This window comes from Wenjunlia vitaminophila DSM 41686, from assembly GCF_000380165.1.
GTDB classification, from domain to species: Bacteria; Actinomycetota; Actinomycetes; order Streptomycetales; family Streptomycetaceae; genus Wenjunlia; species Wenjunlia vitaminophila.
Genome location: NZ_KB904702.1, coordinates 187,686 through 211,766, shown reverse-complemented (window position 1 = coordinate 211,766; position 24,081 = coordinate 187,686). Strand labels below are relative to the sequence as shown.

Here is a 24,081-nt window from a genome sequence, read left to right as displayed (position 1 = left end):
GAAGGGGTGAGTAGCCGCGCACCCCACCAGAGCCGTGTCGTTCCGCTGCGTCCGGGTGTCGTGCCACCGGGGCGGGGAGCCAGGGAGCCGCTGTTGCGGGACGTCATCGGTGACGTGCTGCGTCGTCGGCGTCTCGGCCAGGAGCGCACCCTCCGGGAGGTCGCCGAGGCCGCGCGGATCTCGATGCCCTACCTGTCCGAGTTGGAACGCGGCCGCAAGGAGGGCTCGTCGGAGGTGCTCGCGGCCGTCGCCCGCGCGCTGGGTCTTGGGCTGGCCGACCTGCTCGCCCTCGCCCAGCGGGAGCTCGCCCGCACCGCCCCGGCCCGGCGCCGTCCCGCCCCGGTCGCGCCTCCCGCGCAGGCCCCGATCGCCCCGGACACCCCGCGGCGTGACGCCCCCACCGAGCGCCCGGTCGCCGTTGGGCAGGACGCCGCCGCCGAGCAGGCCGTGGTGGAGACGGTCGCCGTCACCTCGGTCACCGCCCTGAGCACCCGGTACGGCGGGGCCCTGGCGGCCGGTCGCCAGGGCGAGGTCCGGCTCGCCGCCTGACCGGTGCGGGTCCGGTGCCCTGTCGGACCCGGGCCCGGTCCTGACCGGAACCCGCACCGACCCCCGGCGGGGTTCCCGGCCCGGGGGTCCGGCGCGTCACCCGAGCCGGAACGGAGGCCGGGCGGAACGGAGGCCGGGCGGAACGGCTCAGACCGGCAGGGCCCTTCGACTGAGCACCCCGTCGGCGAGCCCGTAGGCCACCGCCTCCTCCGCGGTGAAGACCTTGTCGCGGTCCATGTCCGCGCGGAGCGTGGCGATGTCGTGGTGGGTGTGCAGGGACAGCACCTCCTCGACCTGGGAGCGGATGCGGAGGATCTCGTGGGCCTGGACGCTGAGGTCGGAGACGGTCCCGCGTTGCCCTCCGCTCACCGGCTGCCCGAGCAACACCCGCGCGTGCTTCAGCACGAACCGCCGTCCGGGGTCACCGCCCGCCAGCAGCACCGCGGCGGTGGACGCCGCCTGCCCGACGCAGAACGTCGAGATGGGGGCGTTGACGAAGGTCATGGTGTCGTAGATGGCCATCAAGGAGGTGAAGGAGCCACCCGGGGAGTTGATGTAGAGGGAGATCTCGGTCTCCGGGCTCGACGACTCCAGGTGCAGCAACTGGGCGATGACCACGTTGGCGACACCGTCGTCGATCTCGGTGCCGAGGAAGATCACGCGCTCGGACAGCAGCCGGCTGTAGATGTCGAACGCCCGCTCGCCGTTGGGGGTGCGCTCGATGACCGTGGGGATCGTGTACTGGCCCATGTCAGAGTCCGATCCTGCGTCGGGGCCCGGCCGGGCGGACGTCCTCGAGCGACTCCACGACGTGGTCAACCATGCCGTACTCCTTCGCCTGCTCCGCGGTGAACCAGCGGTCGCGGCTCCCGTCGCGGGAGATGGTCTCCTCGCTCTGGCCGGTGTGCTCCGCGGTGATCTGCTCGATGGCCTTCTTGATGAACTCCAGGTTCTCCGCCTGGATCGCGATGTCGGCGGCGGTGCCACCGATGCCCCCCGACGGCTGGTGCATCATGATCCGCGCGTTGGGCAGCGCGTAGCGCTTCCCGGGCGTGCCGACGGTGAGCAGGAACTGGCCCATGCTCGCGGCGAACCCCATGACGAGCGTGGAGACGTCGTTGGGGATCAGCCGCATGGTGTCGTAGATGGCCAGTCCGGCCGTCACCGACCCACCCGGGCTGTTGATGTACAGGCCGATGTCCGTGCGCGGGTCCTCCGCCGACAGCAGCAGCAACTGGGCGCACACGCGGTTCGCCGAGACCTCGTCAACCTGGGTGCCGAGGAAGATGATGCGCTGGTTGAGGAGTTGCGCGGCGAGGTGGTCGTCGAAGCGTGAGGGGGGTGTGTCCCCTTCTTCGGCTCGTGGGGCCGGGGCCCGGCCGGTGGGGCGTGTCGCCATGGGGTCCTCCCGTCGTGCCGCGGCGGCTGTCACCGCGGTTCTCCCACTGTGGGCGCGCGGCCAGGGCTGCGGCGGGGATGTCGGCCCGTGGCAGATTCGCTGAGGGCAGAGCCGGACGGGGAGGAGCCGTTGACGAGGGGAGGGCGGCCCGGCCGGTGACCGGTCGGGCCGCGGGGCGGGGTTCGGGTGAGGTAGCGGCCAGCGTTCCCCTGACGGTTCCGCGGGTGGTCGGCGTCGTGCCTCCTGGCCGCCGCTCCCCGGTTTGGGCGGCGGCCAGAGGGCACGCTGTCGTTCCCCGACGGTGCGCCCGCTCACCTACTGTTCGGTGCGCGGGCGAGGTGCGGTTGTCACGGACGTGAGTACTCCGTTGAGCTACTCGCGTAGATTGGGGCGAAATGCTGCGGTCTTCGATTTCTGTGCTGTTGCTCCCTGTTGCGTAGTTCCAGATCGTTGGCGAACTGCAGCCACTGTTCCGCGCAGACCCTGGCGGCCTGCACGACGTCGGCGGCACGGTGTGCCGGGACTCCGTCGAGGAGACTCTTGCGCTGTTCCGGTGTCAGCAGGTGGACGCCGAGCAGGTGCAGGAGGGTCCTGCCCATCTGGGTCATGCGCAGGGAGGGGTCCCTGCGCATGCTCGACAGCACGCGTTCGGGGATGACCGGCGAGGGCGTCGGCACCGACGACGTGGCGTCGAGGGGGGCGGAGGTGTCCACGGGCGTGACGGAGTCGGTGGGTGGTCGGGGGTCGAGGGACTGGCTCACCCGGGCGGGCTGGTGCGTCTTCGCCGGACACGTCCCCCGGTTCCTCTCGGCCAGCCGCAGCTTCGGCGGCACGGGGTCCTGGCCGAGACGCATCCGCTCGCGCACGTCGCGCGCGGTGGCGAGGGCGATCCCGGCCCTGCTCGCGATCTCCCGGAGGGAGGCGTTCGGGGCCTCGGCTATCACCCTGCTCGCCGCGATGCGACCGGCCGCGCCGTTCACCGGGCGGCTCCGACCGTCCCGGCCCGTGCGCGGCCCCAGCCCGGTGACGTCGTCGGACGCGCTGGTGCGCAGGGACGCCACGGTGCCCGGGGAGAGCCCGGTGATCGCGGCGATCCTGCGGTCGGACCAGTGCGGGTGGCTCCCGACGATGCGCAGCGTCGCGGCGACCCGGTCCTTGCGCGACAAGGGCATGCCGTGTTCCGCATTGAGCTTGACCGCGAGGACGAAAGCGTCGTCCGGGCTGCCGTCGACGAATCGCACGGCGACGTGCGTCTCGCCCCGCAGTACGGCTGCGTGCAACCGGTGCATTCCGTCGACGATTCGCATCGTGGGACGGTGCACGACGATGGGCGGCAATGGGGCCTGGGACTCGGCCAGTGTTCTGATGTGCTCTTCGATCTCTCCTGCTAATCTTGGGGAGTCGGAAGGCAACAACGAGCTGATGGCGGTCAGCTCGGTCTGGTAAGCTGCGAGTTGCACGTCAAGGTGGAACTGTGACTCATCACCAACTCGTGAATCGGACACGGGGCCTTCCTCTGTGACTCTTCACTGGGTGTCGTCGGCCTGGTCGTTCCCGGCGATCTGGGCAGCAGGTTCTCTCGGCTCCGCTCCATGTCCCCGCGGGGTGGGGCTCATGGAAGAGCCGATGTGCGATTGGTCATAATCCTGTTTGTGTAACGAACAGAATCACTAGCGAACAAACCAAGTCAACCGCTGCTCGTTAAAGCTCTGGCTAACTGCTTGTGAATCGTTCGGTTGTGTGCGAGTTGTGCGATGCTGTCGATCCGGGCCGGATTCGCGGTACTGTGGTGCTCCGACAACTGCTCAAGGTGAACGGCGGCACGGTTGGTGGGCCGGCCGGTCGTGGGTGACGAGGGGTGACGAGGGGTGGCGGGTCACAAAGGTGTCTTCCAGATTGACTGTCCATGGTTCGCAGCTCCCTCGGGTATGAAGTCGGCATGAATCGGCATGTCGCCGAGTGATGGGTGCGTCGGCGCCGTTGCCGCTCTTCGATGTAGATCCCAAGTTGTCGGTCTTGCGTTCGGGGTGCTGAGAGCGCGTGCCTCCGGCATCCTCGTCGCTGCACGATATCAGCCACCCCTCAGGGCATCTAGGGTCGTGCGCAATAGAAGCGAAGAGGCGTTCGCCGGTGCTTCGGCAGTTCTCAACAAGACCGATGCGGACAAACCTGTCGAGCCGACTCGCGGCATATGACGAAAAGCAGGCAGTGGCTGACCGGCAAGTGACTAATTCTTGCCGTTCACTGAAAGCCTGTTCGATTAGGAGCTAAACGTTCCTCGACTCATTCTCCGTCGATACGCGACCGTCGCTCCGATGTGCGGTCTGGACCACTGACACCTTAGCGTTCAGATACCGGAACAAGTGGACAGCACTGCTTCCCGGACATCTATTCGTCGCAGTACGTTCGGTTTCCCCGGAGTGAGAGGAGTTCATCAGATGGCCGACCCCTTCTCGGACCCGAACGCCGACTATCTCGTGCTCGTCAACGCGGAGGGGCAGCACTCGCTGTGGCCCGCCTCCGCGCAGGTGCCGGCGGGGTGGGAGGTGACCCACGGACCGACCGGCCGCCAGGACTGCCTGGAGTTCGTGGAGGGTTCCTGGCGCGACATGCGCCCCGCGACGCTGATCGCCTCCGCGGGGGAGGGCTGACCCGGCCGGAACCCCGGCCGGGTGCTCGATGTCGGTCACACCACGCTGCGGGGACCGGTGCGGAACCGGTTGATCGACGCCTCGTGCCTGGCGCGCAGCTCGGTGTTCCGCACCCCCAGGCCCTCCCGTGGAGCGAGACACAGCACGCCGACCTTGCCCTGGTGCCGGTTGTGGTGCACGTCGTACACCGCCTGGCCGGTCTCCTCCAGCGGACGCACCTCGGAGAGCGTGGGATGGATCCGCCCCATCTCGATCAGGCGGTTGGCCTCCCACGCCTCCCGGTAGTTCGCGAAGTGCGTTCCCACGATGCGCTTCAGACTCATCCACAGGTAGCGGTTGTCATAGGTGTGCGCGTAGCCGGTGGTGGAGGCGCAACTGACGATGACGCCGCCGCGCCGCGCGACGAAGACGCTGGCCCCGAAGGTCTCCCGGCCCGGGTGCTCGAAGACGATGTCGGGGTCCCGGCCGCCGGTCAGCTCCCGTATCCGGGAGCCGAACCGCTTCCACTCCCGGGGGTCCTGGGTGTGCTCGTCCTTCCAGAAGCGGTAGCCCTCCGCGGCCCGGTCGATGACCAGCTCCGCCCCCATGCGGCGGCACGCCTCCACCTTGTCCGGGCTGGACACCACGCAGACCGGCACCGCCCCGCCGTTCAGGGCGAGCTGGGTGGCGTACGAGCCGAGCCCGCCGGACGCGCCCCAGATCAGGACGACGTCGCCCTGCTTGAGGTTGGCGCCGTTGGTCGTGACGAGCTGCCGGTACGCGGTGGAGTTGACCAGGCCGGAGGCGGCGGCCTCCTCCCAGGTGAGGTGGTCGGGCTTGGGCATCAACTGGTTGGCCTTGACCAGTGCCAGCTCGGCGAGGCCGCCGAAGTTGGTCTCGAAGCCCCAGATGCGCTGTTCCGGGTCGAGCATCGTGTCACTGTGGCCGTCCGGGTGGTGCAGCTCCACCGAGAGGCAGTGCGCGACGACCTCGTCCCCCGGTCGCCAGGGCACCACGCCCTCGCCGGTGCGCAGCACCACGCCGGCCAGGTCGGAGCCGAGCACGTGGTAGGGCAGGTCGTGCCGCGCGGCCTGCGGCGAGGTCTTGCCGTACCGGGACAGGAAGCTGAAGGTCGGCAGCGGCTCGAAGATCGAGGACCAGACGGTGTTGTGGTTGATCCCGCTGGCCATCACCGCGACCAGCACCTCACCGGGGCCGGGTTGGGGCGTGGGCACCTCGTCGAGGTGGAGCGACGCCCGCGGGTCCTTCTCCCTGCCGGACAGCCCCTCGAACATCATGACCTCGTCGGCGTGCAGCGTGACGCCCCGGTACGAGTCGGGGACGGGGATGCTTCCGAGGGCGTTCAGCTCGTCCGCAAGGATCGCGTCGAGGATCTTGTCCATGTCATCGGGCCCTTTCCAGCCTTGTCTGGGGCCGCCCGTGCCGTGTGGTGGCAGGGCGAAGCGGAGCGGTGGTCCGCCGGGTCGGGGCGCGCTGTGGATGCCGACGAGTGTCCGGCGGTCTCCTCGGCGACGGCCGATCCGGTCGCGGCCGGGACGAGGACACCGTGTGCCGCGCGGCGACGCGCCGGCGGCCGGTGGCCAGCCGACGTGCGGCGTGCGCGGTGGATCGAGTGGGGGCTGCACGGTGTCGCCGGTCGGGCGGGCCGTACCGCGTCGCCTTCGCCCACGGTGCAGAGGTAGTGGGCCGCCTCATCGTGACACCGGGTGAACGCGGCCGTCCAGCGAACGCCGACCGGTCCCGAGCCCACCCCGGTGTTCAACTGTCCGCGCCGGACAGTTGAACACCCTTCCGGTGGTGCGCGCCGTGCCTCGGCGGGGCTGATCGGCATCGACGGGTGGTGCGTTCGCAGGGAAAGGGCTATCCCTGATAACTGTTTGACGGTCGGACGGGGGGTTCCACAGCAGCCGCGGGAAAAGGCCGCTGCGGGGTCATGTGGCGTGCCTGCGACCCGTGCCGCGTTATGCCTCGCATGCCGGGGCGGTAAGTGCCCGGGTTCATCGGTGATCGCGCCGCTCCAGATGGTCCCGAATGCGCTGTGACTTACTCTCGGAAGGGGCCAGCATGATCAGTTCTGTGGTAATCGTCGGCGGTGGAACCGCTGGCTGGATGACCGCGACCTACCTGAAAGCGGCTTTCGGGGACCGAATTCAGGTGACTCTCGTGGAGTCGGAACAGGTCACACGGATCGGTGTGGGCGAGGCGACCTTCAGTACCGTCCGGCACTTCTTCGACTTCCTCGGTCTCGACGAGGCCGACTGGCTCCCGAAGTGCGCCGGCGGGTACAAGCTCGGGATTCGTTTCCAGAACTGGAGCAAGCCGGGCGAGCACTTCTACCACCCGTTCGAACGACTCCGGGTCGTGGACGGCTTCAGCCTCGCTGACTGGTGGCTCGAGCTCGGGGACCGCAGCCAGCCGTTCGACCGGCAGTGCTTCATCACCACGGCGCTGTGCGACGCCAAGCGCTCGCCGCGGATGCTGGGCGGCTCGCTGTTCGCCAGCGGCCTCGACGGCTCCCTGGGCAGGTCCACCCTCCAGGAGCAGCGCGACCAGTTCCCGTACGCCTACCACTTCGACGCCGACGCCGTGGCGCAGTACCTGGCCGAGTACGGCGTCAAGCGCGGGGTGCGGCACGTGGTGGACGACGTGCTCGCGGTGGAGCAGGACGAACGCGGCTGGATCGACCACGTGCGGACCCGCGGCCACGGTGACCTCAGGGGCGACCTGTTCATCGACTGCACGGGCTTCCGCGGCATGCTGATCAACCAGACCCTGGGCGTGGAGTTCGAGTCCTTCGCCGACGTGCTGCCGAACAACCGGGCGGTGGCGCTGCGGGTGCCCCGCGAGGAAGCCACCGAGATGGACCCGTACACCAGCGCCACGGCGATGAGTTCGGGATGGATGTGGACGATCCCGCTGTTCCGTCGCAACGGCACCGGCTACGTCTACTCCGACGAGTACATCAGCGCCGACGAGGCGGAGGCCGAGCTGCGTGCCGCCGTGGGGCCGGGCGCGGAGGACGCCGAGGCCAACCACATCCGGATGCGCATCGGCCGCAACAAGCAGGGCTGGTCAGGCAACTGCGTCGCCATCGGCCTCGCCTACGCCTTCGTCGAGCCGCTGGAGTCCACCGGGATCTTCTTCATCCAGTACGCGATCGAGCAGTTGGTCCGGCACTTCCCCGACGAGAACTGGGACCCCCAGCTCCGGCTGGACTACAACGAGCGCATGCACCGGGTGGTCGAGGGGGTCCGGGAGTTCCTGGTCCTGCACTACAAGGCGGCCCGCCGGGAGGACACGCCGTACTGGAAGGAGGCCAAGGCCCGCAAGGCGCCCGACTCCCTGCTCCAGCGGCTGGAGATGGCGTCGTCGCACCTGCTCGACGACGAGACGATCTTCCCCTTCTACCACGGCTTCGAGAACTACTCGTGGAACGCGATGAACCTCGGACTCGGCATCATCCCGCCGACGTCCAGGCCGGCGATCAGGCACATCGCGCCGGACAACGCCAAGCGGGAGTTCGCCAGGCTCAAGGCGGAGGCGGACGAGCTGGTGGCCGCCCTGCCCAGTTGCTACGAGTACCTGGCCAGCATCAACGACTGAGCGCCCGGCGCCCCGGGGCCCGGCCGGCCGGGCCCCGGAGCCGCCCCGTCCCGTCCCATGTGAGCGATTACTCCAAGGTGAATAGCGGAAAGCCGTCGCGGGGTGGTGCCACGCGAACTTGTCGAGCCTTGACGGGGCCTACCGGCTCGTAGATGCTGACTCCTGTGCAGGGCGCGCTGTGCGGAAATCTTGAATGTGAACGGATCTCCTGACGTTTCGTCCGCCGGTACGGAGAAGCGTTCACATCCATTCGGTCACCGGATTCGGTGCCGTCTTCCAGAGTGCTCGGCGAGGCTTTCAAGGAAAACGCTGAACTTCTCGCGAAGACTCTTTCGTTAGCCTCTAGCAGGGGAGGGCGACCTGATGTCGGGCCGCGAATCCGGAACGCTTGTCGATCATTTCCGTTCAGTATTCGGCGAGCAGCCTGAGAAACAGTTGTACCGGTTTCTCGACGATGGCGAGGGCGAGCCGATCGGCATGTCCAACGCCGAACTCGACCTACGCGCCCGCGCCATAGCGGTGCTGCTGAGGGAACGTTTCCCGGCTGGCTCGCGGGCCTTGATCCTGTGCCAGGTCGGTCTCGACTACGTCGCGTCGTTCTACGCCTGCCTCTACGCGGGTGTGCTCGCCGTGCCGGTGTACCCGCCGGACCCCGTCAACCTGCACCGCACCCTGCCCCGGCTGATCGGCGTGATCGAGGACGCCGAGCCGGTGGTGATCCTGGCGCCGCGCGCCACGGTCGCCATGGCCGACCAGCTCGCCGAGCGCGCCCCCGCCCTGCGGGACATCACCTGGCTGGCCGTGGACGACGTCGACCTGGGCGCGGCCGGTGACTGGCGCCACCCCGGCACCTCCCCGGAGGACATCGCCTTCCTCCAGTACACCTCGGGCTCCACCAGCCGGCCCAAGGGCGTGATGGTCGGCCACGACAACCTGCTGCACAACATGTGGGCCATGCACCGAAAGGTCATGCGCGAGGAGCCTGACCACCACATGGTCAACTGGATGCCCCCGTTCCACGACTTCGGGCTCATCTACGGGCTGCTGACCCCGGTGTACGCGGCGTTCCCGGTGACGTTCATGTCGCCGTTCTCCTTCCTCAAGCGCCCGTTCCGCTGGCTCAAGGCGATATCGGACCACCGCGCCACGGTCAGCGGCGCGCCCAACTTCGCGTTCGAGCTGTGCGTCCGGAAGATCTCCGCGGAGGAGCGGGACACGCTCGACCTCAGTACCTGGCAGACGGTGCTCAACGGCGCCGAACCGATCCGCCGGGTCACCCTGGAGAGCTTCGCCGAGAAGTTCGGCCCCTGCGGCTTCCGGAACGCCACCTCCCGGCCGGCGTACGGGCTGGCCGAGGGGACGTTGCTGGTCTCCGCGGAGGAGCGGGGTACCGAGCCGGTGGTGCGGGAGCTGCGGGCGTCGGCGCTCGCCGCGGACGAGGCGGTGGACGCGGAGCCCGGCGAGGACGCCAGGTCACTCGTCGGGTGCGGCTCGCCGATCAGCGACGAGTACGTGGCCATCGTCGACCCGCAGACACTCACCCGCCTCCCCGACGGCCGCGTCGGCGAGGTGTGGGTGTCGGGGCCGAGCGTCACCAAGGGCTACTGGCGGCGGCCCCAGGAGACCGAGGAAACGTTCCACGCGTACCTCGCCGACACCGGTGAGGGGCCCTTCCTGCGCACCGGCGACCTCGGGTTCGCCGACGGCACCCAGCTCTACATCACCGGCCGGAGCAAGGACCTGATCATCATCGCGGGGAAGAACCACTACCCGCAGGACATCGAGCGCACCGCCGAGAGCGTCGATCCCACCCTGCGCCGCGGGTGCGGGGTGGCCGGCTCCAGGGACGTCGACGACGAGGAACGGCTGATCGTCATCCAGGAGGTCTCCGACCACGGAACCCCGGCCGACCACCAGCGGATCTTCACCGCGATCCGGGCCAGGGTGGCCGAGGAACACGGACTCGAGGTCCACGGGATGGCCCTGGTGCCGCGCGGCACCGTGCCGAAGACCTCCAGCGGCAAGCTCCAGCGGGCCGCCTGCCTCAACGCCTTCATGGACGACACCCTCACCAGCGTGGCCGTGTGGCGCCAGGGCCGGGACCCGCTGCCGGTCGCCCCCGCGAGCGCCCCCGTGCCGTCGGCCCCCGCCCCGCGGCAGCCCGCGGTGGACCGGGCCGAGATCGAGCGCTGGCTGCGGCAGGCGCTCGCCACGATGACCCGCACCCAGCCGGAGGCGATCGACCCGGCGTTGCCCTTCGCCGGGTACGGGCTGCGCTCGGTGGAGCTGGTCACCATGGTCGGTGACCTGGAACGCCTGCTCGGACGCTCGCTGTCGGCGACCGTGGTCTGGGAGTACCCGACCGCGGAGAAGCTGGCCGACTTCCTGAGCGCCGGGGCCCGGGGAACGACGACGTCGGCCGGGCCCGCCGCCGAGCCGGCCGCACCGGTCGCCGGCCAGCCGGAGCCCGTCGCCGTCGTCGGCATCGGCTGCCGCTTCCCCGGCGGGGTGGACGGCCCCGACAGCTTCTGGCGGCTGCTGTGCGAGGGCCGGGACGCGGTGACCGAGGTGCCCGCCGACCGCTGGAAGATCGCCGACTTCACCGACGAGGACCCGTCGGTGCCGGGCCGCACCAACAGCCGCTGGGGCGGGTTCGTTGACGGCGTGGACCGCTTCGACCCGGGGTTCTTCGGCATCCCGCGGCAGGAGGCGGCCCGCATGGACCCGCAGCAGCGGCTGCTGGCCGAGGTCGCCCACGAGGCGCTGGAGGACGCCGGTGTCCCGGCCGACCGGCTGGCCGGCTCGCCGACCGGCGTCTTCGTCGGGATCTCGTCCTTCGACTACGGCACCCGCCAACTCCAGGACCTCGACGGGATCGACGCCTACGTCGGCACCGGCAGCGCCTTGAGCATCGCCGCCAACCGGCTGTCGTACCTGCTGGACCTGCGCGGACCGAGCATGGCCGTGGACACGGCCTGCTCCTCGTCCCTGGTCGCGGTCCTGCAGGCCTGCGCCAGCCTGGCCCAGGGCGACTGCGACCTGGCCATCGCCGGCGGGGTGAACCTGGTGCTCTCCCCGGCGTTCGCCATCAACTTCAGCAAGGCCGGGGTGCTCTCCGCCGACGGGCGCTGCAAGTCGTTCGACGCCGGCGCCGACGGCTACGTGCGCTCCGAGGGGGCCGGCGTCGTCGTCCTCAAGCCGCTGAGCCGGGCGCTGGCGGACCGGGACCCGATCTACGGGGTGATCCGGGGCGGCGCGATCAACCAGGACGGCGCGAGCAACGGCATGATGGCGCCCAACCCGCGGGCCCAGGAGGCGGTGCTGCGCGCCGCCTACGCCAAGGCCGGGGTGCGCCCGCAGCAGGTGCGCTACGTCGAGGCGCACGGCTCGGGGACGGTGCTCGGCGACCCCATCGAGGCCAAGGCGCTCGGGGCGGTGCTCGCCGAGGGCCGGGACCCGTCCGAGCCGTGCCTGATCGGTTCGGTGAAGACCAACCTCGGGCACATGGAGGCCGCCGCCGGCATCGGCGGGCTGATCAAGACCGTGCTGATGGTGCGGCACCGCACCGTGCCGCCGAGCCTGCACTACGACAAGCCCAACCCGCACATCCCGTTCGACGAGCTCGCGCTGCGCGTCGCCGACCGCCTCCAGCCCTGGCCGACCAGCGAACCGGCGCTCGCCGGGGTGAGCTCCTTCGGGTTCGGCGGAACCAACGCCCACCTGGTGCTCGAGGAGCCCCCCAGGCCCGCGGCGCCCGACGGCGACCCCGGCGGCGCGGTGGCGCTGACCGTCTCCGCACGGGACCCACAGGCCCTGCGGCAGCTCGCCGCCCGGTACCGGGACCTGCTCGCGGAACCGGAGCCGGGGCTGACCCCGGCGGTGTTCGCCGCCGCCGCCACGGTCCGCCGCACCCACCACGAGCACCGGCTGGCCTGCGTCGGCGACTCCCTGGCCGAACTGCGCGACGCCCTGGACGCCTTCGGCCGCGGCGAGGAGGCGGCGGGGCTCTCCTCGGGGGTGCGCCGCGTCGGCTGGCGCCCCCGCCCGGTGTTCGTCTTCTCCGGGCAGGGCCCCAGGTGGTGGCCGCTCGCCAACGACCTGCTGGACACCGAGCCGGTGTTCCGGGGGGTCCTGGAGCGGTGCGACGCCCTGCTGCGCCAGCACGTGGACTGGTCGCTGCTCGAGCAACTGACGGCGGACCAGGCGGAGTCCCGCCTGCTGGACACCGCCGTCGGCCAACCCGCCCTGTGCGCCGTCCAGGTGGCCCTCGCCGCGCTGTGGCGCTCCTGGGGCGTCGAACCCGGGGCGGTGGTCGGCCACAGCGTCGGCGAGATCGCCGCCGCCTACGTCTCCGGGGCGCTGTCGTTGAGCGACGCCCTGGTGGTGGCCCTGCACCGGGGGCGGGCCCTGCACGCGGCGACCGGCAAGGGCCGGATGGCGGTGGTGGGCGTCACCGAGGAACGCGCCAGGGAGATCCTCGCCGAGCGCCGACCCGGCCAGGTGTGGGTGGCGGCGAGCAACAGCCCGGGCTCCACGGTGCTGTCCGGGGAGGACGCGTCGCTGCGGGCGCTGGCCGCGGCGCTCGAGGCCGAGGGCGTGTACTGCCGGGTCCTGGAGTCGGTGGAGTTCGCCTCGCACTGCCCGCTGATGGAGCCGGTCGCCGACGAGCTGTGGCGGCTGCTCAACGGCCTCGCCCCGCGCGTCGGGACCGTCCCGATGGTCTCCACCGTCACCGGGGAGGTCATCGAGGGCGACCGGCTCGACGCGGAGTACTGGGCGCGGAACCTGAGCCAGCCGGTGCGGTTCGACCACGTGGTGGCGGGGCTCGCCGCCTCGGGCCACGACGTGTTCGTCGAGCTCTCCCCGCACCCGATGCTCGTGGACGCCGTCACCGAGCGGCTGAGCCGGCAGGCCGGCGACGAGGCCGGGAGCCAGGGGGCGGACCGGGACGAGCCGGACACCACGGGGTTCGTGGGCGTCGTGGTGTCCTCGCTGCGCCGCGACGAGTCGGGCCGCCGCTCACTCCTCGGCGAACTCGGCCGTCTGTACAGCGCCGGCTTCCCGGTCGAGTGGGCCCGCGTGCACGGCCCGGTGGTGCCCATGACCGCCCTGCCGTCCTACCCGTGGCAGCGGGAGCGCTGCTGGTTCGGGGAGGACTCCGCGACGCGGCGCCCGGCGCACCACGGCCACCCGGTGCTGCACACGTTCCTGCGGTCCGCGGTGGAGCCCGGGGCCCACCACTGGTCGGTCCCCGCGGGCCTCGACGGCTTCGGGTACCTGCGTGACCACCAGGTCGGCGGCACCCCGGTGCTCCCGGCGAGCCTGGTGCTCGACGCGGCGCTCGCCGCGACCCGCGAGGTCCTCGACGTTCCGGGGACGGTCGTCGAGGACGTCCACCTCACCCGGATGACCGCGGTGCCCGAGACGGCCGACGAGCCGACGCTGCAACTGGTGCTCGTCCCCGGCGCCGCGGACACCGGCGCGTTCCGGCTGTACAGCAGGGCCGGCCAGGACGACGAGTGGACCGAGGCCGCGCACGGCACCTACCGCGGCGCCGGGCCCGACGCCGGTGACGCCGAGCCGGCGGGCGACCCCCTGGACGAGGTCCGGGAACGCTGCCGCGACGCCGTGGAGGCCGCCGAGCACTACGCCGCGCTGGACGGCGCGGGGCTGGGCTACGGGCCCGCGTTCCAGGGCGTCGAACAGCTCTGGCGGGGATCGGGTGAGGCCCTGGCCCGGCTCCGTGACCGGACGGAACTGACCACCGACCGGGGCGCGTACCTGGTCCACCCCGCGGTTCTCGACAGCGCCCTGCAGGTGCTCGCGGCGGCGCTGGCCACCGACGACGCCTGGTCCGACGCGACCTGGCTGCCCGTCAGGACCGGTCGTTTCGCGCTGAACAGCGGGCGCCTGGCGCCGCGCTGGGCACACGCCGTGGTCGGCTCCGGCACCGACCCCGACGCCGAGGAGATCACCGGCGCCAGGGTGGTGCTGTACGACGAGTCCGGCTCCGCGGTCGGCGAGGTCGACGGGATCGCCCTGCGGCGCCTCGACGGCGCGGGCGCCACGGACCCGATCTCCCGGACGCTGCTCGACGTCGAATGGCGGGAGGCGTCCGAGGAGGCGTCCGGGGAGGCGTCCGCGCCCGGGGAACCGGGCCGGTGGCTGGTCTTCGCCGGCAGCGACGGGGTCTGCGCCGACCTGGCCTCCGCCGTCCGGGACCGGGCGGGTGACGCGGTCACCGTCACCCCGGGCGCCGGTTACCGCAAGCTGGACCCGTCGCGGTACGAGATCGACCCCGCGCGCGGCGAGGACCTCGCGGAGCTCCTCGCCGACCTGCGCTCGTCCGGCACGTTCCCGGAGGGCGTGGTGCACGGCTGGGCCCTGGACGCCGGGCTGACCGAGGACGACGGGCCGGACGCGTGGTGGACCGCGCAGGACCGCGCCTGCCTGCCGGTGCTGCGGCTGGTGCAGGAGCTCGCGCGGGACACCGACGGCGCGGCGCCCCGCCTGGTGCTGCTCACCCGGGGCGCCCAGGTGGTGGACGCGGGGGAGACCCCGTCGGTGGGCCAGTCGTCGCTGTGGGGCCTGGCCCGGGTGGTCACGCTCGAGCACGGTGAACTGCGGCCGACGATCGTCGACCTGGACCCGGGCCGCCCCGCCGGGGAGGCCGCGGCGCTGCTGGCGGAGCTGACCAGGCCAGGCGACGACGACCAGGTGGCGCTGCGGGACGGCCGTCGCCTCGTCCCGGCGCTCCGGCCGCTCCCGCCGGAGCCGGCCGAGGCCGCGCCGGTCCGGCGGCGATGGACCTTCGACCCGGAGCGGGACGGCAACCACCGGGTCCTGGCCACCCGGCCGGGAAGCCTGGACAGCCTCACGGCCACGCTCTTCGAACGGAACCCGCCGGGACCGGGGGAGGTGCAGATCGAGGTCGGCGCCGCCGGTGTCAACTTCAGCGACGTGCTGAAGGCGATGGGCGCCTACCCGGGAGCGCCGTCCGGCCCCGTCCCGCTCGGCGCGGAGTGCGCCGGCCGGGTGAGCGCCGTCGGCGCGGGCGTGGACCGGTACCGGGTGGGTGACCCGGTGATGGCGGCGGCCCCCTCCGGGATGTCGGCGTTCGTCACCGTCGCCGCCGACCTGGTGGCGCCGCGCCCCGCCGACCTGAGCGACGAGCAGGCCGCCGCCCTCCCCATCGCGTTCCTGACCGCCGTGTACGGCCTGGAGCACCTGGGGCGGCTGCGCAAGGGCGACACGGTGCTCATCCACTCCGCGACCGGCGGCGTCGGCCTGGCCGCGCTCCAGGTCGCCCGGCGGAACGGCGCCCGGGTGTTCGCCACGGCCGGCACCGAGGAGAAGCGGGAGCTGCTGCGCGGCCTCGGCGTGGAACACGTGCTGGACTCCCGGACGCTGGCGTTCGCCGACGAGGTCAGGGAACTCACCGCCGGCCGGGGCGTGGACGTGGTGCTCAACTCGACCGTCGGCGAGGCGCTGCGGCGCAGCCTGCTGCTGCTCGCCCCCGGCGGCCGGTTCGTGGAGCTCGGCAAGCGGGACATCTACGGGGACAGCCCGATCGGCCTGGGGTACTTCAAGGAGAACCGCTCGTTCCTCGCCGTTGACCTGGACCGGCAGATCCACCAGCGGCCCGACCTGGTCGCCGAGCTGTTCCAGGACGTCGTGGAGGGCTTCGAGCGCGGGGAGTTCGAGGCCCTGCCGGTGACGAGCTACCCGTACGACGAGGCCACCGCCGCGTTCACCCGGATGGCCATGGCGCGGCACACCGGGAAGCTGGTGCTGCGGCCCGGCGAACACCAGGAGGTCTCGGTCGCCCCCGACCGGTCCCCGGTCCGGCCGGGGGCGACCTACCTGGTCACCGGCGGGCTCGGGGCCCTGGGCCTGGAGACCGCCCGCCACCTGGTCGAGCAGGGCGCCCGCCACCTGGTGCTGGTGGGACGCTCCGGACCGTCGGCCGACGCGGAACGGGCCGTCGCGGACCTGCGGGACCGGGCGGAGATCGCGGTGGTCAGCGCCGACGTGTCGCGGGCGGAGGGCGTGCGGTCGGTGCTGTCACGGATCGACGGCTCGATGCCGCCGCTGGCCGGTGTGGTGCACGCCGCCGGCATCCTCGACGACGGGCTGCTCGGCGGGCTCGACGCGGCGAGGTTCCGTTCGGTCGCGGAACCCAAGGTCGCCGGCGCCTGGCAGCTCCACCTGGCCACCCTCGACCGGGACCTGGACTTCTTCGTCCTGTACTCCTCGGCCGCCGCGGTGCTCGGCTCGGCGAGCCAGGGCAACTACGCAGCGGCCAACGCCTTCCTCGACGCGCTGGCGCACCACCGTCGTGCCAGGGGACTGCCCGCGCTGAGCATCGACTGGGGACCCTGGTCCGAGATCGGTCTCGCCGCGCGGCCCGACCGCGGCGGCGCGCTGTCGGCCCGCGGCGTGCTGAGCATCGACCCGCGGGAGGGCATCGCCACCCTCGACCGGCTGCTGCGCGGCGGGGCGACGCAGGTCTGCGTGCTTCCGCTGGACCGGGAGAAGCTGCGTGACGAGGCGGGCGGCCCGCCGCGCGGACTGCTCGGCACCCTGGTGGACGCCGGGGCGGGTCCGCGCCGGGACGACCGCGGGCCGCAGGGCGAGGTGCGCAGGAAGATGCTCGCGGTGGAGCCGGGCCGCCGCCGTAGGGCGGTCCTGGTGGAGCACACCCGGGCGCAGGCGGCGCGGGTGATCGGCCTGGACGTGTCGCGGGTCGATCCGACGGCGCCGATGTCCAGCCTGGGCTTCGACTCGCTGCTCTCCCTGGAACTGCGCAAGTCGCTCGAGGCCACGCTCCAGGTGGAGCTGCCCTCCACCATCACCTGGCGGTTCCCCACGATCGAGTTGCTGGTGCCGTTCCTCGCCGAGCGCATGGGGATTCCCCTCGAGGCCGACCGGACGGCCGACGGGCAGCCCCACGACACCGCCGCCGACCCGCGGCCCGCCGACCCGGTCCCGCACGCGCCGCGCCCGCCGGCCCCGGACCAGGTGGAGCCGCCGGACCTCGACGCGATGTCCGCGAGCGAACTCGAGGCGCTGCTGCTGGCCAAGACGAAGCAGATCGACGAAGGGGCCGAGCGATGACGTCACCGGAACAGGCGCTGGCATCGGCAGCCACGCTGAAGCAGGCGTACCTGACGATGGAGCGCTTGCAGCGCAAGGTCGAGGAGTACGAGCGCGCCAGGACCGAGCCCATCGCCGTCGTCGGCCTCGGCTGCCGCTTCCCCGGCGGGGTGGTGGACGGCGACAGCTACTGGCGCCTGCTCACCGACGGCACCGACGCGGTCGGCGAGATACCCGCGGACCGGTGGGACAACGACGCCTACTACGACGAGGAGCCCGGCCGACCCGGGAAGATCAACACCAGGGCGGGCGGCTTCCTCGACCGGATCGACCGGTTCGACCACGACTTCTTCGGGATATCCAAGCGCGAGGCCCTGGCCATGGACCCGCACCAGCGCCTCGCCCTGGAGGTGTCGTGGGAGGCGCTGGAGAACGCCGGACTGTCCCCCGCCGGACTGGCCGGCAGCCGCACCGGCGTGTTCATGGGCGCGTGCAGCCTCGACTACGTGATGGCGCAGGGCAACGACCCGGCCGACGTGTCCGCCTACACCAGCTCCGGCTCCGCCCTCAGCTTCATCCCCGCCCGCATCGCCTACCTGCTGGACCTGCGGGGGCCCAACCTGTCGGTGGACACCGCCTGTTCGTCCTCCCTGGTGGCGGTCCACCAGGCGTGCCAGAGCCTGCGGGCCGGGGAGTGCGACCTGGCGCTGGGCGGCGGGGTCAACGTGGTGCTCTCGCCGCTGCTGCTGATCTCCATGTCGCAGTTCGGCTCCGTGTCGCGGCAGGGGCGCGCCAAGACGTTCTCCGACGCCGCCGACGGCTACGTGCGCGGCGAGGGCTGCGGTGTCGTGGTGCTCAAGCGGCTGTCCGACGCGGTCAGGGACGGGGACCGGGTGCTGGCGGTGCTGCGCGGCGGCGCCGTCAACCAGGACGGGCGCAGCGCCGGGATCACCGCCCCCAACGGCGCCGCCCAGCGCGACGTGTTCCGCGGCGCCCTGCGGGCCAGCGGGGTGGAGGCGCACCAGGTCTCGTACATCGAGGCGCACGGCACCGGCACCCGGCTCGGCGACCCCATCGAGGTGGAGGCGCTGGCCGACGTCTACGGCAGGGAAGAGGGTGGGCCCGTCTACCTGGGCGCGGTGAAGACCAACATCGGCCACCTGGAGGCGGCGGCCGGGATCGCCGGTCTGATCAAGGTCGTGCTGTGCCTCGAACGGGAGGCCATCCCGCCCAACCTGCACTTCGAGCGGCTGAACGCGAACATCTCCTTCGAGGGCACCACCTTCCGGGTGCCCACCGAGCAGGCCGCGTGGCCCAGGGGCGAGGCGCCGCGCACCGCGGGGGTGAGCAGCTTCGGCCTCAGCGGCACCAACGCGCACCTGATCCTCCAGGAGGCGCCGCAGCGGTCCGCGCCCGTCCCCGACGAGCGCCGCCCCCGCTCGGTGCTGGCCCTCTCCGCGAAGAGCGAGACGGCGCTGCTCAAACTCGCCCGGCGCTACCAGGACCGGCTGACCGCGGGTGACGACTCCCTGGCCGACGTCTGCTTCTCCGCCAACACCGGCCGGTCGCACTTCCGGCACCGGGTCGCGGCGGTGGGGGCGACCCGGCAGGAGGTCGCGTCGCGGCTCGCCGACTTCGTGCGGGGCGAGGACTGCGACGGCCTGGCCCAGGGCGAGGCCACCAACTCAGAGGTGGTGTTCCTGTTCACCGGCCAGGGCGCGCAGCGCGTCGGCATGGCCGGGGGGCTGTACCGCACCCAGCCGACGTTCCGGGCGGCCGTGGACCGGTGCGCGGAGGTCCTGGAACCCCTGCTGGACCGGCCGTTGCTGTCGGTGCTGTACCCGAAGGACCCGCGGGACCCCGACCACGGACTGATCAACGACACCGCCTACGCCCAGCCCGCGACGTTCGCGGTGGAGTACGCCATGGCGGAGCTGTGGCGGTCCTGGGGGGTGGAGCCGGCGGCGGTCATCGGCCACAGCTTCGGCGAGTGCGTCGCGGCGTGCGTCGCCGGGGCGATGTCCCTCGAGGACGGCCTGACGTTCGCCGTGCACCGGGCCAGGCTCATCCAGGAGTTCTCCAAGCCGGGTGCGATGGCCGCGGTGTTCGCGCCGGAGGCCGAGGTGGCCGCGGAGATCGCCGGCCAGGAGGGCCTGATCTCCATCGCGGCGGTCAACGGTCCTGCCAACACCACCGTCTCTGGCGAGCGCCACCTGGTGGAGGCGGTCTGCGAGACCTTCACCGCCCGCGGCGTCCTGGCGAAGACGCTGCACATCGCCTCGCCGGGCCACTCCCCGCTGATGGAACCGGTCCTCGACCCGCTGCGCCGGGCCGCCGGGCAGATCAGGTTCTCCGCGCCGCGCATCCCCCTGGTGTCCAACGTCACCGGGGAGCTGTGGCCGTGGGACCAGGCCCCCGACGCCGACTACTGGTGCCGGCACACCCGCCAGCCGGTGCTGTTCGCCGCGGGCGTGCGGACGCTGCGCGACCTGGGGTACCGCACGTTCCTCGAGGTCGGTCCCGCGCCCACCCTTTCCGGCCTGGTCAGCGACGCGCTGCCGCCGGACCACGACGACCTGCTGCTGCCCAGCCTGCGCCCCAAGCACGACGACTGGGAGGTGCTGCTGTCCACGGTCTCCGAGCTGTACGCCCGGGGGCTCGACCTGGACTGGGCCGGCTTCGACCGCGACTACACCCGTTCCAGGGTGCCGTTGCCCACCTACCCGTTCGACCCCACCCGCTGCTGGCGGGCGCCCCGGCACTTCACCGGCGGCCCGGGGGCCGCGGCGGCCGACACCGAGCAGGTCGCGGAGGACGCCGCGGGACCGCCCGCGGACGGCGAGCGCGCCGGGCGGCGCCGGGGCCGCTCCGCCCGGGGCAAGGGCAGGACCAGCACCATCCCCACGGCCGAGGCGCTGCTGGCGCTGCCGGCGGCGGACCGGCGACCCACGCTGGCCGCGCAGTTCGTGCTGAGCGTGCGGGCGGTGCTCGGCTCGGCGTCCACCTCGGTGGACCAGCACGAGCCGCTCACCGGCCTGGGCCTGGACTCCCTGATGGCCGTGGAGCTCAGGAACGAACTGCGCAGCCAGCTCGGCCTGACCGTGCCCATCGCCGACTTCCTGGGGAACGCCACCATCCACAGCGTCGCCGAACGGATCGTCGAGCGGCTCGAGGGCGGCGAGGCGGCCGGCGCCGCGCAGGGAGCGCCCGCCGACGCCGGGGACCCCGGTCAGGGCGCCGCGCAGGGCCGCCCCGGGGACGCCGACGGGTCCACCGCCATCCGGCGGGTGCAGCGCGTCGAGGACATCGCGGCCGAACTGCTCGCGGAGATCGGCGAGCTGCCGGACGACGCCGGGGGGACCGGCGCCGACCAGCCCGACACCCACCGTTCGAAGGAGCAGGCGCGTCCCCTGACGGACCGAGAGGGTTAGCATGTCCGACCTTGACGCACGCCTGGCCGCTCTCCCACCGGAGAAACGGGCGTTGTTCGAACGGCTCCTGGCGGAGCGGGGCCGTACCGAGAACGCCTTCCCGCTCTCCGTGCTGCAACGGGGCATGTGGTTCCTCGAGCAGCTCAGGCCGAACAACCCCGCGTACCTCGTGCCCGGCGCGGTCGAGGTGCGGGGACGGCTGGACACCGGGGTGCTGCGCGCCGCCGTCAACGAGGTGGTGCGGCGGCACGAGGCGCTGCGGACCACGTTCCAGCTCCGCGACGGCACGCCCACGCAGATCGTCGCCGGGCGGCTGACCGTGGACGTGCCGGAGATCGACCTGCGGGGGGCGGGCGACGAGGCACTGCGGCAGCGGCTCGCCGAGGAGCTCGCCGAGCCCCTCGACCTGGTCGCCGGGCCGTTGCTGCGGGTCAAGCTGCTGGTCACCGGGGACGACACGTCGGTGCTCACGGTGTCGATGCACCACTTGATCTCCGACCGGTGGTCCATGGGCGTGTTCCTGACCGAACTGTCGGAGCTGTACGAGGCGTTCTCGGCCGGCCAGCCCTCCCCGCTGCCCGACCTGGACATCCAGTACGGGGACTTCGCCGCCTGGCAGCAGCAGCGCCTCGACCAGGGCGGCTGGGCGGCGGACCTGGAGTACTGGCGGGACCACCTGGCGGGTGCGCCGGCCGTGCTCGCGCTGCCCACCGACCGGCCCCGGCCGGCCGTCCAGGGGTTCAACGGCGGTTCGGTCCCGGTGGAGCTGCCCGAGGCGTTGATGCGTGACCTGGGGGCGTTGGCCCACCGGCACGGCGCCACCACCTACATGGCGCTGCTCGCGGTCTTCCAGGTGCTGCTGCACCGCTACAGCGACCAGGACGACGTGGTGGTGGGCGTGCCCACCGCCGTCCGGGACCGTGCCGAACTCGAAGCGGTCATCGGGTACTTCGTCAACACCCTGCCGATCCGGGTGGACCTGGGCGGCAACCCCCGCTTCGTGGAGGTCCTGGAACGGGTCCGGGACTCCTGCCTCGGCGCCTACGCCCACCAGGAGGTGCCGTTCGAGCTGGTCGTGGCGGACCTGAACACCGAGCGGGACCTCAGCCGGCCCCCGGTCTACCAGGTGAGCTTCTCCTACGGGCGCGAGCCGGTCCCGACCTTCGCGATGGGCGGGGCCGAGCTGCGGCGGATGCCCGTGCGCAGCGAGGGCTCCAGGTTCGACCTGGAGCTCCAGGCGTTCGACTCCGGCGGCGGGCTCAGCGGCTGGTTTGAGTACGACCGGGACCTCTTCGAGCAGACCACCGTGGAACGCCTGGCCGGCCACTTCCGCCGCCTGGTGGAACAGGTGACGGCCGGTCCTGAGACCCCGGTGGACGAACTGGAGCTGCTGGACGGGGCCGAGCGGCGCCGCGTCCTGACGGACTTCAACGCCACCGACAGGGAGTGGCCGGACGAGGGCTGGCTGCACGAGTGCTTCGAGGAGTGGGCGGCGAGGACCCCGGACGCCGAGGCGGTCAGGTTCGAGGGCCGGGCCCTGACCTACGCCGAGCTGAACCAGCGGGCGAACCGGCTGGCCCGGCTGCTGCGGCGCCGCGGGGTGGGCCGTGACGTGCTGGTCGGGGTGGCCCTCGAGCGCTCCTTCGAGCTGGTGGTGGGCCTGCTGGCGGTGCTCAAGGCCGGCGGGGCGTACGTGCCGCTCGACCCGGACCTGCCCGCCGACCGGCTGGAGTTCATGCTGCGCGACGCCGACGCGGCGGTGCTGCTGACCCGGCACGACCTCCTGCGCCGACTGCCCGCGCCGACCGCCGCCCCCGACGCACCGCCGGTGGCCGTGCTCGACGTGGACGACCTGGCCGGGGAGCTCGCCGCCGAGTCCCCCGACGACCTGCGGGTGCCGGTGGACGGGGAGGACCTGGCGTACGTCATCTACACGTCCGGCTCCACCGGCCGGCCCAAGGGCGTGATGAACGTGCACGCCGCGATCCGCAACCGCCTGCTGTGGATGCGGGACGCCTACCACGTGGACGCCACCGACCGGGTGCTGCAGAAGACGCCGTTCTCGTTCGACGTGTCGGTGTGGGAGTTCTTCCTGCCGCTGATGGTCGGCGCCACGCTGGTCGTCGCCCGCCCGCACGGACACCGGGACGGCGGCTACCTGGCCGGGACGATCCAGGCGGAGGACGTGACCACGGTCCACTTCGTGCCCTCGATGCTCCAGGTCTTCCTCCAGGAGCAGGTGGAGGACTGCACCAGCCTGCGGCGGGTGTTCTGCAGCGGCGAGGAGCTGCCGCGGACCCTCCAGGACCGCTTCCTCGCCCGTTCCCGGGCCGAGCTGCACAACCTGTACGGCCCGACCGAGGCCGCCATCGACGTCACCGCCTGGGCCTGCCGCGACGACGGCGACCAGCGCCCGGTGCCCATCGGGTTCCCCATCGCCAACACCCGCGTGCACGTCCTGGACCGGCTGCTGCGGCCGGTCCCCGTCGGCGTGCCCGGCGAACTGCACATCGGGGGGCGGAACCTCGCCCGGGGCTACCTCAACCGGCCCGAGCTCACCGCCGAACGGTTCGTCGAGGACCCGTTCGCCCCCGGCACCGGGGCCCGCCTGTACCGGACCGGGGACCTCGCCCGGTTCCGCGACGACGGCGCGGTGGAGTTCCTCGGCCGCCTCGACCACCAGGTGAAGCTGCGCGGTTTCCGCGTGGAACTCGGCGAGATCGAGGCGGCGCTGGCCCGGCACGACCGGGTGCGGGAGGCGGTGGTGGTCGCCAGGGAGCACTCCCCCGGTGACGTCCGGCTCGCCGCCTACCTGACCCCCGAGGGGGCCGGGGCCCCCGGTTCCGCCGAGCTGACGGCGCACCTGCGGCAGTGGCTGCCGGAGTACATGGTGCCGTCCTCGTTCACGGTCCTGCCCGGGTTCCCGCTCACCTCGAGCGGCAAGGTCGACCGCAAGGCCCTGCCGGAGCCGCAGGTGGTCCGCTCGGAGCGCACCAGGTTCGTGGCGCCCAGCGACGGCCTGGAACACGCGCTCGCCGAGCTCTGGCGGGACCTGCTCGGGGTGGAACGGGTGGGCGCCCGGGACAACTTCTTCGACCTGGGTGGCCACTCGCTGCTGATGGCCGAGTTCCGGGCCCGCCTCGCGGCCGGTCTGGGCCACGAGCTGTCCATGGTCGAGCTGTTCCAGCACCCCACGGTCGGCTCGCTGGCCACCTACCTGAACCGGTCGGAGGACTCCCCGGCCGGCCCGTCCAACGGGGCGCGGGAACGCGCCGAGAACCGTCGTCAGTCCCGGAACCGGCGTCAACAGGCGGCCGACCGTCGGGCGCTCTCCCGCGGAAAGAGGTGATCA

9 protein-coding genes and 1 pseudogene are annotated in these 24,081 nt (G+C 72.3%); 6 read left to right on the top strand and 4 right to left on the bottom strand.

Annotated features, from left to right (window positions below):
* Positions 1-6: 6 nt before the first annotated feature.
* A pseudogene (locus A3IG_RS33410) lies at positions 7-351 on the top strand (helix-turn-helix domain-containing protein); the annotation flags it as partial.
* Between the two features lie 345 nt (positions 352-696).
* Here the strand turns inward: A3IG_RS33410 and A3IG_RS0123020 are convergent.
* The 3 genes from A3IG_RS0123020 to A3IG_RS30940 all read right to left on the bottom strand — a co-directional run bounded on the left by A3IG_RS0123020 (position 697) and on the right by A3IG_RS30940 (position 3,408).
* Positions 697-1,299, bottom strand: coding sequence for a ClpP family protease (locus tag A3IG_RS0123020; RefSeq protein WP_018385954.1), 603 nt, complete (start codon positions 1,297-1,299; stop codon positions 697-699).
* Between the two features lies 1 nt (position 1,300).
* Entirely contained in the window at positions 1,301-1,948 is a 648-nt protein-coding gene (locus A3IG_RS0123015) for an ATP-dependent Clp protease proteolytic subunit (protein WP_018385953.1), read from the bottom strand.
* Between the two features lie 347 nt (positions 1,949-2,295).
* Positions 2,296-3,408 (bottom strand): ParB/RepB/Spo0J family partition protein, encoded by a 1,113-nt coding sequence (locus tag A3IG_RS30940; RefSeq protein ID WP_236719139.1) that lies wholly within the window; start codon positions 3,406-3,408, stop codon positions 2,296-2,298.
* Between the two features lie 978 nt (positions 3,409-4,386).
* On the opposite strand from A3IG_RS30940, the gene A3IG_RS0123005 reads away from it, so the two are divergent.
* Complete coding sequence (locus A3IG_RS0123005; protein WP_018385951.1) at positions 4,387-4,599, top strand: MbtH family protein; 213 nt, start codon at positions 4,387-4,389, stop codon at positions 4,597-4,599.
* A gap of 35 nt (positions 4,600-4,634) precedes the next feature.
* Here A3IG_RS0123005 and ccrA read toward each other — a convergent pair whose 3' ends face one another.
* Positions 4,635-5,981 carry a crotonyl-CoA carboxylase/reductase gene (ccrA, locus tag A3IG_RS0123000; protein ID WP_018385950.1) on the bottom strand — a complete coding sequence of 449 codons (1,347 nt, stop codon included), beginning with the start codon at positions 5,979-5,981 and terminating at the stop codon, positions 4,635-4,637.
* A 682-nt stretch (positions 5,982-6,663) separates the two neighbouring features.
* Between ccrA and A3IG_RS0122995 the strand changes: the two genes are divergently transcribed.
* From A3IG_RS0122995 to A3IG_RS0122980, 4 genes are all read left to right on the top strand, one after another.
* Positions 6,664-8,202 carry a tryptophan halogenase family protein gene (locus A3IG_RS0122995; protein WP_026220575.1) on the top strand — a complete coding sequence of 513 codons (1,539 nt, stop codon included), beginning with the start codon at positions 6,664-6,666 and terminating at the stop codon, positions 8,200-8,202.
* Between the two features lie 435 nt (positions 8,203-8,637).
* Positions 8,638-17,319 carry a type I polyketide synthase gene (locus A3IG_RS0122990; protein WP_018385948.1) on the top strand — a complete coding sequence of 2,894 codons (8,682 nt, stop codon included), beginning with the start codon at positions 8,638-8,640 and terminating at the stop codon, positions 17,317-17,319.
* Positions 17,316-20,729, top strand: coding sequence for a type I polyketide synthase (locus A3IG_RS0122985; RefSeq protein WP_018385947.1), 3,414 nt, complete (start codon positions 17,316-17,318; stop codon positions 20,727-20,729). Before A3IG_RS0122990 ends, A3IG_RS0122985 begins: the two co-directional genes overlap by 4 nt.
* Position 20,730: 1 nt before the next feature.
* A complete protein-coding gene (locus A3IG_RS0122980) occupies positions 20,731-24,078 on the top strand; it encodes a non-ribosomal peptide synthetase (RefSeq protein ID WP_018385946.1) in 3,348 nt (1,115 codons plus the stop codon).
* Positions 24,079-24,081: the final 3 nt, after the last annotated feature.